This is a genomic window from Joostella sp. (genome assembly GCF_048266025.1).
GTDB lineage: Bacteria > Bacteroidota > Bacteroidia > Flavobacteriales > Flavobacteriaceae > Galbibacter > Galbibacter atrarenae.
Map to the genome: position 1 here is coordinate 413,266 of NZ_JBLXAF010000002.1, position 17,263 is coordinate 430,528.

A 17,263-nucleotide genomic window follows, 5' to 3' on the forward strand; every position below is an offset into this window, starting at 1 on the left:
ATAACTTTTAAATTAGGTATATTTACTACTGAAAAATAAATACCTTCGTATTATATTCTATTTAACTAAATATAACCTATAGATTTATATAAATGATTAAACTCAATATCTTGACATTATTTCTGATAATGGTGAGTTATAATAGCTATTCACAGCATGATATCGATTCTGCTATCGCTGCTATTGAAGATAAAGTTATTGAATGGAGACGCTATTTTCACGAACATCCAGAATTATCAAACCGTGAGTATAATACTTCAAAAGTAATAGCCAAACACTTAAGTGACCTTGGACTAAAAGTAACTACTGGCGTTGCAAAAACTGGAGTTGTTGCTATTTTAGAAGGTAATAAACCAGGCAAAGTAATTGCTTTACGTGCAGATATAGATGCGCTCCCTGTAAAAGAAAGAAACGACCTCCCTTTTAAATCTAATGAAGTTACCGATTTTTTAGGGGAAGAAACTGGTGTTATGCATGCCTGTGGACACGATACACACACTGCCATTATGATGGGAGTTGCAGAAATTCTTAGTAAACACAACGACTTTTCTGGGACTGTAAAGTTTATTTTCCAACCTGCTGAAGAAGGCCCACCGCCTGGTGAAGAAGGAGGAGCTAAACTGATGATTAAAGAAGGGGTATTAGAAAATCCTAAAGTAGATGCCATTTTTGGACTCCATATAAATTCTGCTACCCCAGTGGGAACCATAAGATATAAGCCCGGAGGTACAATGGCAGCCGTAGAGCGTTTTGTTATTGATGTAAAAGGAAAACAAACTCATGGCTCTGCTCCATGGAGCGGTGTTGATCCGATTCTAATTTCAGCAAAAATAATAGATGGACTACAAACTATTATTAGTAGAGACGCTCCTTTAGTGAATGAAGCAGCAGTTATTTCTGTCGGAAAAATTACTAGCGGCGTACGCTTTAATATTATTCCTGAAACTGCACAAATGATAGGAACTATAAGAACATTGGACCCTAAAATGAGAGCTTTAATTTTAAAAAGAATGGAAGAAATGGTGCCTACTATAGCAAAGGCCTATGGAGGCGAAGCTTCGCTTAAAATAGAAAATTTCACTTCTATCACATATAATGACGAGAAATTAGTAGAACAAATGTTACCTTCGTTAGAGAAAGTGGCTGGAAAAGACAATGTAGAGTTAGTAAAAGCAACTACTGGAGGTGAAGACTTTTCTTTCTTTCAAGAGAAAGTACCTGGGTTTTATTTCTTCTTAGGGGGAATGCCTATAAATAGTACAGAAGCAGCTCCACACCACACTCCAGATTTTTATATAGACGAAAGCGGACTTATATTAGGAGTAAAAGCTTTCACACAAATAGTAAACGATTATTTAGCACAATAAAATGGAAACGATTCTAGAATTTTTACAAAATATAAGCTGGTGGGTATGGGTACTCATCGCATTAGGACTTATAGCTATTAGAGATATTTTCTTTAATAAAAAACATGTTATTACTCATAATTTCCCAGTTGTAGGCCACATTAGATATATGCTAGAGAGTATAGGGCCGGAGTTAAGGCAATATATTGTTGCTAATAACCGTGAGGAACTTCCATTTAATAGAATTGAACGTGGATGGATTTATGCTTCAGCAAAAAACGAAAACAACTATGAAGGTTTTGGTACAGATAGAGATATTCATGAGTCGCATTATGTATTTATAAACAATGCAATGATGCCTTATAAGATAAAAATGGATCATCCAAATGCTAGTGATCCTTATTTTTTACCTTGTGCTAAACTCATTGGAGGTTATAATAAAAGAGAGCGTCCTTATCGCCCCGCTTCTATCATTAATGTTTCTGCTATGAGTTTCGGTTCTCTATCTGCTCGCGCAATAGAATCTTTAAATAAGGGAGCTTATTTATCTCATGCCTATCATAATACTGGGGAAGGTGGACTTTCTCCGTATCATAAAAAGGGAGCTGATGTGATTTTCCATATAGGAACAGGATATTTTGGTGTTCGAGATGATAACGGGAATTTCTCCATGGAAAAATTAAAAGCTCTTGTTAAAGAATATCCTCAGGTAAGAGCTATAGAACTTAAACTTTCTCAAGGTGCAAAGCCTGGTAAGGGTGGAGTTTTACCAGCTTCAAAAATTACAAAAGAGATTTCTGAAATTCGCCATGTCCCAATGGGGCAAGATGTATTATCGCCACCTAACCATTCTGCATTCTCTTCAGTGCCAGAAATGGTAGATTTTATAGAGGCGATTGCTAAGGAAACAGGTTTGCCTGTTGGAATAAAAGCGGCAATAGGAAAATTAGAACAGTGGCGTGAACTTGCTACCATCATGAAAAAAACTAATAGAGGCCCAGACTTTATTACCGTAGATGGCGGTGAAGGAGGTACAGGAGCAGCTCCTCCTAGTTTTGCAGATCATGTTTCTTTACCTTGGGTATATTCATTTAGCGATTTGTATCGTGTATTTAAGGACCAAGACCTAACCGAAAGAATTGTTTTTATAGGAAGTGGAAAATTAGGTTTCCCTTCTAAAGCTGCAATGGCTTTTGCAATGGGAGCAGATTTAGTAAATGTAGCACGAGAAGCTATGATGAGTATTGGTTGTATTCAAGCAAAAGTGTGTCATAATAATACCTGCCCTAGTGGTGTGGCTACGCAAAATAAATGGCTACAAGCAGGAATTAACATTGAAGATAAAGCAGAACGAGTAAGTTATTATTTTAAAAACTTTAAAAAAGAACTTTTAGAAATCACACATGCTTGTGGTTACGAGCATCCTTCACAACTTACTATGGAAGATGTAGATGTTAACTTAGGAGATAAAAGTTTAACCCAACCCCTAGCAAACGTATATGGGTATAATAAAGTAGAAGTTCCTTTTACTGGGACGGAAAGTTTATTAAATTGCCCTCACTTAGGCGGTCATTATACCACAAAAACTGCAATAGATAAGTTTAAACATAAACAAGTACGTTATTAATTAAAATCCCCATGAACGAATTAAACATCATCAACCTATTATTTTTCCTACTTCCTGCATTAATTACAGGAGCTATAGCCTTTTACTTTTTTAATCTTCATACTAAAAATGAAGAAGGACGAAGACGTTTTTTACTCCATAAGGAAATGGATAAAAACACGCTTCCAATCCGCCTACAAGCATACGAAAGGATGGCTTTGTTTTTAGAACGTATAAACCCTTCTAAATTACTAATTAGAGTTTCTCCTGAGAATACAGATAAGAATTTATATGAAGCACAGCTTATTGCAAATATTGAAAATGAATTTGACCATAATTTAGCACAACAGATTTATATTTCTGATGAATGTTGGAACGTTATCAAAGCATCGAAAAATGCAACAATCCAAATTATTAGAAAAGCTGGAATGAATTCTGAAACGGCAGACAAACTTAGAGAAGAAGTCTTAAACAACCTTTTAGATAAACAACCTCCTTCTAGTGCCGCATTAGGTTATATTAAAAAAGAAATTCGAGATTTATTTAGCTAAGCTAAACTTGAAAAATATACAAAGCCCCTAGAAGTAATAACACTTTTAGGGGCTTTTCTTTTTTATATGCTCGGATGCTACTCCTCTCTTACATGTTTGTACTCATGGAGGTTTTATATTTATTAATTAAACTCTCTACAACATTCCTTTTAGAATGTAATAATCAAGATTTCTTTTCACTTTATTATAAAATATTCCTCATTCTTTTACTAACTTGTTTTCTAAACTAGAAGTTGTTTGGTAGCCACAAAACATATTTAAACATTTAGTTTCCTCTTAAAAATATTTATTATGATTGAGATCCTGTCAAAAGAAAAAGAACTACTCAAAATACAAAACACAAGTGAAATTGTTGTTTCTGATTTGGATTTCCATATCATGCAATTTATAGATTACAGTACTTCGGATGTAGAGTGGCTAGAAAAAAATTATGGACTCGATTTCACGATCATGAAGCATTTCGAAGATATTGAAATCAGTTCACATTTTTTAGAGGATGATAATCAAGCTTCATTTCACTTTTCGATTCCCTTTTATAACAAAGATCATAAAATGGTAGAAGAGCCTATTTTTATAATACTTTCCAAAGCAGGGCTGTTTCTTTTTACAAGTGCAGCTCTAGACGATTATTTCAATAAAATCTATCCGAATAAACTTTTATCCTTTCAGAAGAAATCCAACTCAGAGAGTATTTTTAAGTTCCAATTCGAATTCATCTCCGACTATTTTGCTGACATTACAGAAAGTCAAACCAAGAAAATTAAAATGCTAGCAAATAGAGTGTTAATCGAAAACAAATTTTCAGGTCATGAAATGGATATCATTACAGAATACAACTTTAATAACTTGTTGATAAAAGAATCTCTTATTGAAACTACTCGGGTATACACGCTATACATGAGAAGTGATTGGGATAAAAAAATGGGACTTAAAAAAGAGATAAAAGCTGAATTAAATGATCTGAATGTGATTTCGGATTATATCCAATTTAATTTTGATCGATTGGATGATTTAAAAGAAAATATCTCTAGTAAAATCGATTTAGAACAGAATTATATTTTTAAAATGCTTACCGTGGTTACCGTTTGTATTTCCCTTCCTACTTTTATCGCTGGAGTTTACGGTATGAATTTTAAATACATGCCAGAACTCGATGCCACTTATGGATATCCTATTGTTATTGTTGCAATGATAATTTCTGCCATCTTACCATTCATCTATTTCAAAAGAAAAAAATGGCTATAAGTCAACATACATAACCAACTATAGCATACTATAGAATTAATTCCCATCAGCCAGTAAAGTATTATCTTCTGTATAAATAATACTTGATTTTGAGTTCGTATTCATTGTATCTTGTATATAAGCGACGGATTACATATTCGTTACTTATATGAAATAAATACACAAATGATGAAGCTATCTCAGCCAGACTTCTTTTTTTTAAGAAAGATATTCTTTATACTATTCTTTTTATCAATACAATTTAATCACGCTCAGAGTACTAATCGTCCTAATGTAATTTTAATTATGACTGATGATCAGGGTTATGGTGATATCGCAATTCATGGAAATCCTATTATAAAAACACCCAATTTAGACACTCTATATTCAGAAAGTATACGATTTACAGACTTCCATGTAAATGCATTTTGTGCACCAACAAGAGCAGCTTTAATGACAGGAAGAATGTCTGATAGAACTCATGTTCGTTCTACTGTATATCTACGTAATCACTTAAATAAAGAAGAAACTACCATGGCGGAGTTCTTCAAAGAAAGTGGCTATAAAACTGCTTTATTCGGAAAATGGCATTTAGGACAAAATTACCCCTACCGTCCTATTGACAGAGGTTTTCAAAAATGGGTTGGACATGGTGACGGAGGTACAGGGACAGCGAGCGACTATTGGAGCAATGATAAAATGAACGACCACTATATGCGAAATGGAAAATGGGAGGAATTTCATGGTTATGGCAACGATAACTTTTTCAATGAAACAAAGAAATTTATTTCCAAGAATATGAATAATCCCTTTTTTATATATCTAGCTACAAATATTCCACACCTTCCATGGAACGTTAAAAAAGAGTGGACAAATATGTACAGTAACATAGATAAAAGTTCTCCTGACTGGGAGTCAGAAGTAGATTTTATGGCTACAATAACAAGGTTTGATAAGAACTTAGGAGATTTAAGAACCTTCTTGAAGAAGAATAATTTAGATGAAAATACAATCATCATATTTTTGTCTGATAATGGTACATCTGGAGGTCATAAAATTTTTAATGCAGGTATGCGTGGTAAAAAAGGGAGTATGTTTGATGGTGGCCATCGTGTTCCGTTAATGATTCATTGGCCTAAAGGAAACATGACTCCAAAAAAAGATGTTTCTAAATTTACTTCTCATATCGATATTCTCCCTACGCTAATTGACCTTTGTGACTTGAAAACACCAAAAAAAGGGCACCTTAAATTTGACGGCCGTAGTTTGATTCCTCTACTAAATAATTCATCGTTTAATTGGGAAGATCGAACTCTTTTTCAGCATTATCAAAATACAGAAGAAACTTATATCAAATGGAAAAATAGCTTGGTGTATACATCTAATTGGCGACTTATAAATGGTGCTGAACTATACAATATAAAAAAAGACCCCAGTCAAAAAGAGAATCTAGCAGATCAATATCCTCAAATAGTAGATAGCTTACGAAAGGAATATGATTCTTTTTGGAATGAAGTCAAAGTAATGGATCAACCCTACCCAAGACCAATTGTTGGTACAGAATACGATTTAGAAACTGTCCTCACATCTGATGCATGGGTTTTAAAAAAATCAACTCCCCCCACTTGGAACCAAACACATATATTAAGGGCTGCCAACAATAGTGGTTTTTGGCCTATAAAGATTGCCGAAAAAGCTAATTACATTTTTGAAATAAGAAGATGGGCAAAAGAAATAAATCATCCTATATCTGAATCGCTACCTAAAAGTAAACAGGGGGATATTTATAATAAAGGGAATCTAGTCTTACTAGGCGAAGGTATTGCTATTCCTGCTGTAAAGGTGCAATTGCAAATAGGAAATAAAACATATACTAAGCAAATATCAAGTTCAGATACAAGTTCAGTTTTTAATCTACCACTTCAAGAAGGTAATACTATGATTAAGGCATGGTTAATTGATAAAGAAGGAAATAAATACCCTGCGTATTATGTATATATTAAAAAGGGAGAAATTTCATAACACACTAAACCTATTTAATAATAACAACCAGTAACTAACAGACTATCCTGCCAAATCTACTGTTTTAGCGCTCTTTTGAGCCTTTACACGCTCCTTTGCATATTCTTTCCCTTGCACCCACCATTCTGCCATTAATTCTTTATTAAAATAAAGAGAGTTTTCTGTTAGTCGCGTTGGAGTAAAATAAGTGTTTAGTCGTACATTCTTATTTAAAGCTGCCAATTTTCCCTCCACAACGTCATGAGATTCTAATTGATCCAACACAAAACTATAGAGATTTACCATTAGTGAAAATGGATTCTTTCCTAATACTTTTTTATGCTCCATATTCTCGGTCTCCAAAATAATAGCATCTACTTCCGTAGCTCCCATTTTAACGGCTTCACGAATTGGAACCACACATCCTAAACCGCCATCTGCATATTCAAATCCATTCTTCTCTGCGAGCGACATAAATGGAACGTAATTACAAGAAAGCCAAATCCAATCACAGAAATCTTCATACTCATAATCCATAATCGATTTATATTCCACACGATTCATAGATAGATTGGAAACTGTAACAATTACATTTTTCCCTTTTTCCTTTAAGCGATTATAATCAGCCTCCGAAAAATGTTTCCTTATATGTTTTCTTAAATTCTTACTCTCTCCAAAAGTACGCTTACGCTTTATTAGCTGCCACATAACATTTAGGTAATTAATTGCAACATACTCTTCATCACCGCGCTTTTTGGTTACAAAAGGGTTATTACTAAAAATTTTACGCTGTGTTACAGAAGTATAAACGTTATATATCTTTTCAATATCGTTATTCGCTAAATGTGGAATTAATAAACTCCCTGTAGAAGTTCCCAAATATAAATCGTAGTCTCTATTTTCCGTCTCCATTAAATATTGTGCAACGCCGCCGGCAAATGCCCCTTTACTTCCTCCTCCACTTATAACTAGTGCTCGCATATTTTTATTTTAGGTTGATTATGGTACGTTATAATTATGAAAATTCCAACGGAATCGCTTTAAAATTATAGCTGACTCGTTTCTTTATTTTTAAACTTCGCGAAATCAAATCCACTTTGCCACCAACGAGTCATTTTAACCTTTTCGAAAATTAAGGAATTTGTAGTTAATACCGTCGGTGTATAATAAAAATTAATAATGACATCGTTATTAGAGGCTACAAATTTCCCAATCCGAATATTCTGATGCTCTATTCTATCAAGCATAAAACTAAACATAGTCGTTAATAATGAAAACGGATTCCTAGATGGGAGTCGGTTTAACTGCGTAATTTCTGTCTGTAGAATAATAGCATCAATTTCTTTAGCGCCACGGCGGATAGCTTCTTCAATAGGAACCATAGTTCCAATGCCTCCATCGGCATACTCACAACCTTCTTTCCGAGCTAAACTCATAAAAGGAGTATAATTACTAGAGATCCAAACCCAATCACAGAAATCATCATAACTAAAATCATTGATAGATTTATATTCTACCTGATTTAAAGAAAGGTTAGAAACCGTAACTATTACTTCTTTTGTGCTGTGCTTTAATTGTAAAAACTCCTCTTCCGTTAAGGTTTTACGTATTAGCTTTTTTAAGTTTTCACTCTCTCCAAAGGTTTTACTACCTCTTAAAAAATTACGAACTACATTTAAATGATGAATAGAAATTTGTTCTACTCCATATTTCTTTCTAATTCGAAATGGACAAATATTAAAAATGCTCTCATTATTTACAGAGGTATAAACTTCCTTTATTTTTTCCACCTCATTTAACGCCAAATGATTTACCAATAAGCTCCCCGTAGACGTTCCCAAAAATAAATCGTAATCTATTTTTAGCTCTTCTATTAAATACTGGGCTACTCCGCCGGCAAAAGCGCCTTTGGATCCGCCTCCTGAAATTACGAGTGCTTTCATTATTAATTATCTTTTCAGCTTCTGTTCTAAAAAAACCTTTTCTTCGGAAGGCAAATCATTTACAATTCCTTCTAAAACAATTCTATAATCTTTATCCGTTATTAACTCTTCTAGCAATTGCCTAGAAAACTTTGAAAACTGCCACACAGGATGTTTACAAGCCTGAATTAAACTTTTAAGTGCCGCTTCATCAAACCCTTTTATCTGATAAAGATATTGAAAAGCATGCTGACGAACTTCATAATGCTGCTTTGGATCTGTATAGCTCACTAATGTATCGTAATATTCTTTCTTATCATTCTGATGGTAATTCTCCGTAATTAAAGCCAGAGTAAGCCATAATGTTTCTACATTTTTATCTCTAAATCCTGTTATACCCTTTGTTTGATCTAGAAACTGAGCCCTGTCTTTTATAAAAGGAAAACTAACCCATAACTTCATTAGCGCTTTTTCTATGGTCAGATAACTTCCATCAGATAATAACTTCTCAAAATCAGTTTTAAATTCTTCAGGAATAGGATTCATATAAAGCGCTACCGCTTGCCTAGTTTTTAATACTTCAGATTGTAATGCTGCTAAAAAAATAGCTTTTTCAACTTCAGAAGTTGGTATAAGTCGCTTAAGGATATGTGTTGCAATAGCAGATTGCTCTTCAGAAGTAAAAATTTTAGAATTATTTTGTGCATACGTTACTACTTCTTCTTTACTCATAGCATCTAGTGCTAACAAAGTTTTAGAAGTTTTATTATCAAGTAATAATTGTTCTGCTTCTTCCAATGGAAATTCTGTGTTTACAAGCCATTTCTCTACAAAATCTTCTAACTTAATCTGACTCTTTGCCGCAGCTATATTTATAAAATCGTGGGTATTAGCATTTTTATAAGCATAGTCTTTAAGATACTTTTTAACCGATTTTTCAAAAGCCCTATCCCCTATTTTTTTACGCAAAGCGAAGACTGCCCATGCTCCCCGTTGATAAAAAGTAAGACTACTCGCTTTAGGATTTAATAAGCTCTCGCCTCCATTATCATTTAAAGCCTCTAATTGCTTAGCCGAGTTATAAAGTTGCTCATAAAAATAATCATCTCCAAAAATTTCTCTCTCCGCTAGCAAGGCATAATAAGTAGCAAAACCTTCTTGTAACCAATGGTGCGTACTACTTTCTTCTGTTACCAAATCTCCGAACCACTGATGTACCAATTCATGTGCATTTACATTTATATAATTCCTATCCACAAAACCTATAGAATCCACCAAATAAGAGTCAGAAAAGATGGTCAATGAAGTATTCTCCATTCCCGCATACAAAAAATCTTTTACAGGAACCTGTTTATAATTCTGCCACGGAAAAGGAACACCTATTTCCTCCTCCAGATAATCGAAAATACGCTTAGAGTGCTTATATGTAGAAGTAACATATTTCTCGTCTTCAGGAGAATAGTATTGCTGTAAAGGGATTCCAGATTTAGCAACTTCCTCCTTTACATTATAATTCCCAATAGCTAGAGCCACCAAATAGCTGCTCATCGGGTGTTGCATATCAAACTTCCAAGTAGAGGTTGTATTGTTATTTACTTTCTTATCAATCAGCTTTCCGTTGGCCATTACTTTATATAACGAATTGGTGGTAATAGAAAGATCAAATTCCACCTTTTCATTCATATCATCAAAACTCGGTAACCAATTGGAAGTGTATTTCCCCTGCCCTTGCGTCCATATTTGTTTTTGATCGTTATTATTTTCAGCAACAAAATACAAAGCCTTTTTTGGAGATGCCTTGTATGCTATTTTTAAGCTATTATTCTCACGCGGTTTTAAGGTTTTATTTATTATTAATTGCGACCCAGTATTACTATAAGCAAGTTCTTTATCATTTAAAGAAAGACTTTTAATTTCCATATTCCGAGCATCAATAACAAGAGAGTCGGTTATTTCTATGACTTTAAAAGTATAAATGACTTCCCCAGAAACAGTTTCCGCATCAGGATCTATAGTAATATTAACAGTTCCCTTTTTAATATCTATGTACTGAGTTTGCTGTGCATAAGAATATGAAAAAAGGAAAATAATTAAGCTTGTAAAAATGGGTTTCATTAAAAGATAATTTTTATACCAAAGTAAGACTTTTCTAATGAATTCTAAATCTAATTCAGAAGTTGATTAATCACTTATAGAAGTTTAGATAATTAAAAACTGTAACAATACAAGAAATAAATCATCATTAAGATAGGTATAACCATTAAAACCAAAAAAAGATGTTTAGTAATCAAACACATTTTCAGTTAAAAGATAACTCAAAAAAGGCAATCTTTACCATATTTTTAATGATCGCGTTCTTATTATATTCCAATTATTCTACTGCGCAACATAAGGAAATAGCTGTTGCTAATTTTAAAAGAGTTGTCATTAGTCCGCACATACAAGTTGTTTTTAAAGAAGCCAATACAGAATCTGTAACCATAGAATCTATAAATGTTCCAATGGAAAACCTAAACGTTTATGTAAAAAATAATACGCTTAATGTATATTTAGAAGGCGCAAAAATAACTGGTGATGATAATGAAGAATATATAAGTGGAAATAAACTTGAATATGCTAGTTATGATGGTACCGTTGTGAGAGCAATTATAAACTACAAAAGATTAAGCACTGTCGATTTAAGAGGGGAAGAAAGGTTTGTTTTTGAAGATAATATAGTAGCAGATAAGCTCCGCTTGAAAGTTTTTGGCACATCACAAGTTTATATAAACTCTGTGGATATAAATAAACTAATGGTCTCTATTTATGGAGAAAGCTATTTAGAGATAAAGGATGGGTTGGTTAAAAATCAGCGATTTACAGCCTATGGAGAAGGCACTATAAACGTATCTAATGTATCTAGCAACGAAACGAGATTAACAGCATATGGCGATGGTTCTTTTCAGTTGAATGTTTCCGATAAACTAAAAGTCAATTCATACGGAGAGGCGACTGTAAGCTACTCTGGAACTCCAGAATTAAATAAGGGGATTATTATCGGAGAAACTAAAATCACAAAAGTTAACTTCTAAGATTGATAACTATTATTAGTCCTTATTATACTCACTTTTAGAGCTATTTCTGCATAAAATAAAAAATTATTTACTATATTTAGTTGAGTATAATCTATTTACAATATATCGAAGTGCAATAAAAACTTATTCTAGATGTAGCTTAGCAAAACAAGTTTTTAACCTTCCTTAAATATAGCCTATACTATAATTAAATTATAAAATAAAATGGGAGCTGGAGCAGGACATGTATTGGATATGATTAATCGGATGAAACAGAACCGAGCGCAACGTCCTTCAAATCGAGGTAAGTTTAAAGAGAATAATCGTGAAGGAATTTACTCGACCGACAAGAAACCAGAACAACTAAATTTTAAAATTGTATCTGAAAAAGAACTCCATAAAATAAAATTGCGAATTCGTGAGCGTGCTAAATTAGAAGTAAAAAAAGAACGTATCACTTACGGAGTTTTTATCCTTTGTGCTGTTATTTCATTAATAGGAATTAAATTATGGCTAAAATAAAAAGTCTGTTTCCAACAATGTTTTCTAAAAAACTAGCTCAATAACCCCTTCTATATTTTCTACTGAAAAATTGAGCATAGAAAGTTAATTAAAGCTTTATATAATATTTATTACACTGCATATAGCCTAAAGCTTATTGCCTTTTTAAGGTTTTCCGTAAAATATATCCCTAAGGAATCTATATATTTGAAAGAGAAATAAACGTAATTACATTTATTTAATAGTTGTGGTGCATTTGAGAAAACTCTCGGAACACATCAAATTACAAGTATTGAATAAAAATTATGAATAGAAAAAAGATAATTTATTTGATAATATTCGTGAGTTTTATTTGGTTGATTTTCTCTGTAAAAGCGAACATAAATACTTATCAAGATTATATTCAATCAACTGGAAAAACAAGAGCATTATTTGGGTTGTCGGAATTGAAATTTAGCTATAAATACTATTTCGGAATTATATCTTTAATTGGATTTATAATTTCAGCCAACTATTTAAGAAAAAAAGGAAATAGATTATTGGTATCCATTGCTATGTTAATTTCTATTCTAGCAATGATTATGTCATTTTTTAGAATTTGGAGAATATTTATTTAAAATGGAAATAATAAAATTAGAAACTGAATCATATTTAATAAGCGGCAAAGAAACAGAGCGCTATTTCCCTTTCTTGGAAATGGAATACAATGAAAATGTGATTTATGAAAATGATATTCCGAAATATTTTTTAAGCTTTTCAGAAGACCTAAAATCAGCTCACGAAGTCGGAAATTGGATAATGGCTGAATTGGAAAAAAATGGCCATAATTTAAGGGAATTGATTATCGAACTTGGTAATAGTTTGAATTTAAAATGGGATATTTTCTCTTCAAATGTCGGAAACTTTGTGGAAGACAGTTGGAAAAGCGAAACGATTGAACTGATTAGATTTAGCGACAATCTAATTGAAAAAATAAAAACGACACCACAACACCGTGTATAATTAATTGCTTTTTATGTGCTTACTTGCGAAAATTCCTGCGGAATTTTCACGGGTTCGTATAAGTTTGCTAACTTAGTTGCTTAACCACGCAACTAACCATACACAAACACGTTGGCGTTAATTTTCAAAAATCAAACATACAGCTAAGCATCTTATCCAAATGACTAAGAAAGAAGCAACCTATTTCTCTTTTATCCCAGCTATTATTTTTGTGGGGTCTGAATTAATTAGAACGTATATTAGACCTATTTATAACCGAAATGAACATCCCATAATCAACAATATACTCGGATGGTTACCAAACTTTTTAGCAGGATTAGGAATACTATCTTGGAGTGCGGTAATTTTAATAGTTGGAGAATCCTTACTGTCCTTAACAATTTCTAAGAAACAAAAACTACTAGTTTTATTAGCCACAAATATTATAGCTATTGTTGGGTTAATTGGACATGAGGTTTTGCAAAAAGGAACTGGATTATACTATGATATTGAAGATATTTACGCAACGTTAGGAGGTGTATTATTGGGAAATATCCTATATTATTTTTCGTTGTTTTCCAATAAAACTGTTGAACATAAATTGAAATAATTAAATATTGTGGAGGTTGGTGTTTTGGGCTTTAAATTAAATGCAAATCTCACCAAGCTGAATAAAAAATTAATGACAACAAAGCCTAAACGAAATGCGGACTTTAGGGCAAAAACGAAAGGTCTGTGTATATTTATAATGTAGCTAAAACTTATGGATTTAGCTTTGGACAAGAATAAATAAAACTAAACAATAAGCTTTAGCTACGTTGGCAGTAATAAGGAACAAATGATAATTACCAAAAAAAACTTAACTGAAGAGCTTATAAAAATCATTCAAACTGATATAATTAATATTCCCAAAGAGAACATATTAGATTTATATGAATCTTGGTCACAAACAAATGAAAAATCTTCAAAATGGGTTTTTGATAAAAAATATATTTCGGAGAAACAATTTTTACCACTAAATGCATATTTATTAGGAATTGATTTTCCCTACTGGTTTGGAAATATTTCAGCTAAAAAAAGAATAATGGTGATTGGCATTGATCCATTAAGAAATGAAAATGTGTTCAATAAAGTTAAAGCTGATAAAAATAACGATGTATTAATTGGAACACCTTATGCTCTCCATTCAATAAAAATGAGAGAGGGAAGAACTCGTCCATATTGGGAATTCATAAACTCATTATCACAAGACCATTTTGTTTATCTTACAGATATTTATAAAACTTTTTTTTATACAGATTCTTCAAAAAAAGAAAGAAGTTATGTCTATTATAAACAACATCCCTCTAAACTGAGTTCAATAAAAAATATTTTAGAGCAAGAAATAGAACTTCTAAAGCCTGATTTAATAATTACTCTCGGAAAAGAAAGTATTGTTCAACTAACAGAACAGAAATGTAATAAACTATCTCGTAATATCTCACTAAATAAAACTCATTTAAAAAGCTTTCCAAACATTCCTATTATTCCTTTAGTGCATCTTTCAGGAGCAACAAGAAAGGCAAATATCATAAATTTTATGATTGCTAATAATTTGAACACTTCCAATTTCGAAAAAAGATGGCAATACGGATTAGGGTATTCAACAATTATAAAAAATTACATAAACAAATAAATTACTCCCCACAACAAAGAACTGAGTTAAAAAACACCCCCCTTCTTCAAAAATATTAGACACTATTATATTAGGCTTACAAATTCAATTAATTGATTTTGTAAGCTTTTTTTATTGTAATTATTTGAGCAATACGGAAATGTACATCTTATTATAGAGTCTCGCCTACCCTCCTACTGAATTAGATTATATATCGTTTCTAAATAAAAAATCATTGCTAAACTACACAGTTTATCATAGCCAAGACAAACGTGTTGTGACATAAACTCACTATGTTGAAAGCTTAATTTCAATATGAATAATCCAGATTTTATCATTACTTTTGTATCCAAGTAGATACAATATCATGTTCTTTATTGAAAAAACAGTAGAATTTGACAGATGGCTGAGAAAATTAAAAGACTTTAGGGCAAAGGCAAAAATATTGTTCAGAATTCAAAAATTAGAAATTGATGAACATTTTGGCGATTGTCAAGCTGTCGGGGACGGAATACGGGAAATGCGGATAAATTTTGCTAAAGGCTACAGAGTTTACTTCAAAGAAAAGGACGGAAAGGTTATTGTTCTTTTAATCGGTGGCGATAAATCTACCCAACAAAAAGACATTGTCAAAGCAAAGGCGATTTGGAAAAAATTAAATAAATAGAAAATGGAAACTTCAAAATTTGAAATAGCAGATTATTTGGAAAGCAAAGAAATGATTGCAGAATATCTTAATATAGTTTTGGAAGAGGGAAATAATGCCGATATTATCAATGCAATTGGACACATTGCAAAAGCCATCGGAATGACCAAAATTGCGGAAGAAACTGGTTTAAGTAGACCGAGTTTGTATAAAGCGTTATCGGATGGAGCGAAACCTCAATTTGAGACTATTATGAAAGTATTAAAAGCTATCGGAGGACAAATTCAAATAAATCCAGCATCTAACTGAATAAAATCTACTACCAACAAAGAACTAAGATAAAAAAGCAGCCCCCTTCTTCAAAAATATTAGACACTATTACATTAGGCTTACAGATTCAATTAATTGATTTTGTAAGCTTTTTTATTGTAATTATTAAAGCAATACATAAACGTACATTTCATCATATGGTCTGCTTGATTTCTCAATAGTGAAGCATTGTGTAAGTAGCTTATTGCCTTTTTAAGGTTTCCCTTAAAATATATCTCTGAGGAATCTATATATTTGAAAGAGAAATAAACGCAATTGCATTTAATAGTTGGCAGTAATTTGAGAAATGCGAAAAACCAAGAACATTATAAGGTCGATTTTTGTAATTGTAATTCTATTTTTATCTCAAAATAGTTTTGCAAGTCCTCAAATGCCTGATTATATAATCTATAAAGGAGATACAATTCCTATTTATAATTTAATCCTTGAAAAATATTTTCAGAAAATAGAAAAGTCTGATAAAGGAAGTTTGTTCGGACTGAAATTTAGAGATGGTGCTTCATTTAACTGTTGGAGAGGCTATCAAGCAATTTATGAAATTGAAAATAACAGTTTATATCTTAAAAATATTATTGATTGCGGAGAAAAGAAAATTGATAAATCTGCATCTGAAAATAGAATGAATGAAATTTTCGGAAATAAAGTAATAAATGGAAAAGTATATATCGATTGGTTTTCTGGAGATTTTACAATTCCAAACGGAGAATTATTAAGATGGGACGGAGTTTTTCATAAAACATTCGAAAAAGGAATATTAATTAAAGTAAATAATGGAAAAGTTAGTGAAATTTCCAAAGTTGAAAATTATATTGACGACCCAAAAAGAATTAACCGTAAATATGGAGATACTATTTCTAAAGTTATGTTTAATGAATTGAATAAACTAAACTGGAATAACAAAAAAGACTTTGACTGCTCTGAAAAATATCTTGTGACAATTGGAAAAAGCGGAGAAGTGACTAAAGTAATTATGCCTGAATATCAAACGAAAAAGGAAATAAAAGAATTTTGGGAACGAAACGAATATAATTACTGTCTAAAAACAGTTCTTAAAGGCTTGAAAGATTTGAAATTTGACATTCTGAAAAAGAAAGGCAAACCGATTGAGGAAAGTGTTTATTTGGAAATTTGGATTGAAGATAATGGAAAACTTGAAAATTGGACTGAATAAAAAACTACTGCCAACACCGTGTATAATTCATTGCTAGTTATAGCTTACTTACGAAAGTCCTCGCGGACTTTCTATCTGTGATTTATTTGCTAAATTTAGTGCTTAAACACGCAACGAAATCATACACAAAACCGTTGCAACATATAATGACCCGTCCTGAAATATGTATACACTAAAACAATTGTATATGTATAAAAATGATGGATATGTAAGACGTTATAGCGAAAGCTTTAAACTCAAAGTATTAGCAGAACTTACCAAAGGAAACCATTCCAAA

16 protein-coding genes are annotated in these 17,263 nt (G+C 32.1%); 13 read left to right on the forward strand and 3 right to left on the reverse strand.

Annotation, left to right across the window (positions count from 1 at the left end):
- Window positions 1-92: 92 nt before the first annotated feature.
- From ACN0TY_RS07625 to ACN0TY_RS07645, 5 genes are all read left to right on the forward strand, one after another.
- Window positions 93-1,367 carry an amidohydrolase gene (locus ACN0TY_RS07625; protein ID WP_417443994.1) on the forward strand — a complete coding sequence of 425 codons (1,275 nt, stop codon included), beginning with the start codon at window positions 93-95 and terminating at the stop codon, window positions 1,365-1,367.
- A gap of 1 nt (window position 1,368) precedes the next feature.
- A complete protein-coding gene (locus ACN0TY_RS07630) occupies window positions 1,369-2,973 on the forward strand; it encodes an FMN-binding glutamate synthase family protein (protein WP_236958075.1) in 1,605 nt (534 codons plus the stop codon).
- 11 nt (window positions 2,974-2,984) lie between these two features.
- Window positions 2,985-3,503, forward strand: coding sequence for a hypothetical protein (locus ACN0TY_RS07635; protein WP_236958074.1), 519 nt, complete (start codon window positions 2,985-2,987; stop codon window positions 3,501-3,503).
- Between the two features lie 291 nt (window positions 3,504-3,794).
- Window positions 3,795-4,748: a CorA family divalent cation transporter gene (locus tag ACN0TY_RS07640; RefSeq protein ID WP_417443995.1), complete on the forward strand. Its 954-nt coding sequence runs from the start codon at window positions 3,795-3,797 to the stop codon at window positions 4,746-4,748.
- A gap of 165 nt (window positions 4,749-4,913) precedes the next feature.
- A complete protein-coding gene (locus tag ACN0TY_RS07645) occupies window positions 4,914-6,749 on the forward strand; it encodes an arylsulfatase (protein ID WP_417443996.1) in 1,836 nt (611 codons plus the stop codon).
- A gap of 42 nt (window positions 6,750-6,791) precedes the next feature.
- On the opposite strand, the gene ACN0TY_RS07650 is transcribed toward ACN0TY_RS07645, so the two are convergent.
- From ACN0TY_RS07650 to ACN0TY_RS07660, 3 genes are all read right to left on the reverse strand, one after another.
- Window positions 6,792-7,709, reverse strand: a complete 918-nt coding sequence (locus ACN0TY_RS07650; RefSeq protein WP_417443997.1) for a patatin-like phospholipase family protein — start codon at window positions 7,707-7,709, stop codon at window positions 6,792-6,794.
- A 65-nt stretch (window positions 7,710-7,774) separates the two neighbouring features.
- Window positions 7,775-8,671 (reverse strand): patatin-like phospholipase family protein, encoded by an 897-nt coding sequence (locus tag ACN0TY_RS07655; protein WP_417443998.1) that lies wholly within the window; start codon window positions 8,669-8,671, stop codon window positions 7,775-7,777.
- Window positions 8,672-8,677: 6 nt separating this feature from the next.
- A complete protein-coding gene (locus ACN0TY_RS07660; RefSeq protein WP_417443999.1) occupies window positions 8,678-10,765 on the reverse strand; it encodes a M1 family metallopeptidase in 2,088 nt (695 codons plus the stop codon).
- Window positions 10,766-10,926: 161 nt separating this feature from the next.
- Between ACN0TY_RS07660 and ACN0TY_RS07665 the strand changes: the two genes are divergently transcribed.
- The 8 genes from ACN0TY_RS07665 (at window position 10,927) to ACN0TY_RS07700 (ending at window position 16,986) form a co-directional block, all read left to right on the forward strand.
- Entirely contained in the window at window positions 10,927-11,721 is a 795-nt protein-coding gene (locus tag ACN0TY_RS07665) for a GIN domain-containing protein (RefSeq protein WP_417444000.1), read from the forward strand.
- Between the two features lie 207 nt (window positions 11,722-11,928).
- Complete coding sequence (locus ACN0TY_RS07670) at window positions 11,929-12,225, forward strand: hypothetical protein (protein WP_417444001.1); 297 nt, start codon at window positions 11,929-11,931, stop codon at window positions 12,223-12,225.
- Between the two features lie 597 nt (window positions 12,226-12,822).
- Window positions 12,823-13,206, forward strand: a complete 384-nt coding sequence (locus ACN0TY_RS07675) for a hypothetical protein (protein ID WP_417444002.1) — start codon at window positions 12,823-12,825, stop codon at window positions 13,204-13,206.
- A gap of 160 nt (window positions 13,207-13,366) precedes the next feature.
- The gene (locus ACN0TY_RS07680) at window positions 13,367-13,795 is read left to right on the forward strand and encodes a hypothetical protein (protein WP_236958472.1); all 429 of its coding nucleotides are present in this window, start codon (window positions 13,367-13,369) and stop codon (window positions 13,793-13,795) included.
- A gap of 228 nt (window positions 13,796-14,023) precedes the next feature.
- The gene (locus tag ACN0TY_RS07685) at window positions 14,024-14,860 is read left to right on the forward strand and encodes a uracil-DNA glycosylase family protein (protein WP_417444003.1); all 837 of its coding nucleotides are present in this window, start codon (window positions 14,024-14,026) and stop codon (window positions 14,858-14,860) included.
- 346 nt (window positions 14,861-15,206) lie between these two features.
- Window positions 15,207-15,506 (forward strand): type II toxin-antitoxin system RelE/ParE family toxin, encoded by a 300-nt coding sequence (locus ACN0TY_RS07690; protein WP_236958474.1) that lies wholly within the window; start codon window positions 15,207-15,209, stop codon window positions 15,504-15,506.
- Between the two features lie 3 nt (window positions 15,507-15,509).
- Entirely contained in the window at window positions 15,510-15,794 is a 285-nt protein-coding gene (locus ACN0TY_RS07695) for an addiction module antidote protein (RefSeq protein WP_417444004.1), read from the forward strand.
- A 307-nt stretch (window positions 15,795-16,101) separates the two neighbouring features.
- Complete coding sequence (locus ACN0TY_RS07700; RefSeq protein ID WP_417444005.1) at window positions 16,102-16,986, forward strand: hypothetical protein; 885 nt, start codon at window positions 16,102-16,104, stop codon at window positions 16,984-16,986.
- The last annotated feature ends 277 nt before the right edge of the window (window positions 16,987-17,263 follow it).

Excerpts from the sequence above, each read along its gene's own strand:
- ACN0TY_RS07645 (WP_417443996.1), top strand. The coding sequence starts at position 4,914 with ATGATGAAGCTATCTCAGCCAGACTTCTTTTTTTTAAGAAAGATATTC.
- ACN0TY_RS07680 (WP_236958472.1), top strand. The coding sequence starts at position 13,367 with ATGACTAAGAAAGAAGCAACCTATTTCTCTTTTATCCCAGCTATTATT.
- ACN0TY_RS07630 (WP_236958075.1), top strand. The coding sequence starts at position 1,369 with ATGGAAACGATTCTAGAATTTTTACAAAATATAAGCTGGTGGGTATGG.
- ACN0TY_RS07670 (WP_417444001.1), top strand. The coding sequence starts at position 11,929 with ATGGGAGCTGGAGCAGGACATGTATTGGATATGATTAATCGGATGAAA.
- ACN0TY_RS07640 (WP_417443995.1), top strand. The coding sequence starts at position 3,795 with ATGATTGAGATCCTGTCAAAAGAAAAAGAACTACTCAAAATACAAAAC.
- ACN0TY_RS07625 (WP_417443994.1), top strand. The coding sequence starts at position 93 with ATGATTAAACTCAATATCTTGACATTATTTCTGATAATGGTGAGTTAT.
- ACN0TY_RS07695 (WP_417444004.1), top strand. The coding sequence starts at position 15,510 with ATGGAAACTTCAAAATTTGAAATAGCAGATTATTTGGAAAGCAAAGAA.
- ACN0TY_RS07665 (WP_417444000.1), top strand. The coding sequence starts at position 10,927 with ATGTTTAGTAATCAAACACATTTTCAGTTAAAAGATAACTCAAAAAAG.
- ACN0TY_RS07675 (WP_417444002.1), top strand. The coding sequence starts at position 12,823 with ATGGAAATAATAAAATTAGAAACTGAATCATATTTAATAAGCGGCAAA.
- ACN0TY_RS07655 (WP_417443998.1), bottom strand. The coding sequence starts at position 8,671 with ATGAAAGCACTCGTAATTTCAGGAGGCGGATCCAAAGGCGCTTTTGCC.
- ACN0TY_RS07685 (WP_417444003.1), top strand. The coding sequence starts at position 14,024 with ATGATAATTACCAAAAAAAACTTAACTGAAGAGCTTATAAAAATCATT.
- ACN0TY_RS07660 (WP_417443999.1), bottom strand. The coding sequence starts at position 10,765 with ATGAAACCCATTTTTACAAGCTTAATTATTTTCCTTTTTTCATATTCT.
- ACN0TY_RS07700 (WP_417444005.1), top strand. The coding sequence starts at position 16,102 with ATGCGAAAAACCAAGAACATTATAAGGTCGATTTTTGTAATTGTAATT.
- ACN0TY_RS07650 (WP_417443997.1), bottom strand. The coding sequence starts at position 7,709 with ATGCGAGCACTAGTTATAAGTGGAGGAGGAAGTAAAGGGGCATTTGCC.
- ACN0TY_RS07690 (WP_236958474.1), top strand. The coding sequence starts at position 15,207 with ATGTTCTTTATTGAAAAAACAGTAGAATTTGACAGATGGCTGAGAAAA.
- ACN0TY_RS07635 (WP_236958074.1), top strand. The coding sequence starts at position 2,985 with ATGAACGAATTAAACATCATCAACCTATTATTTTTCCTACTTCCTGCA.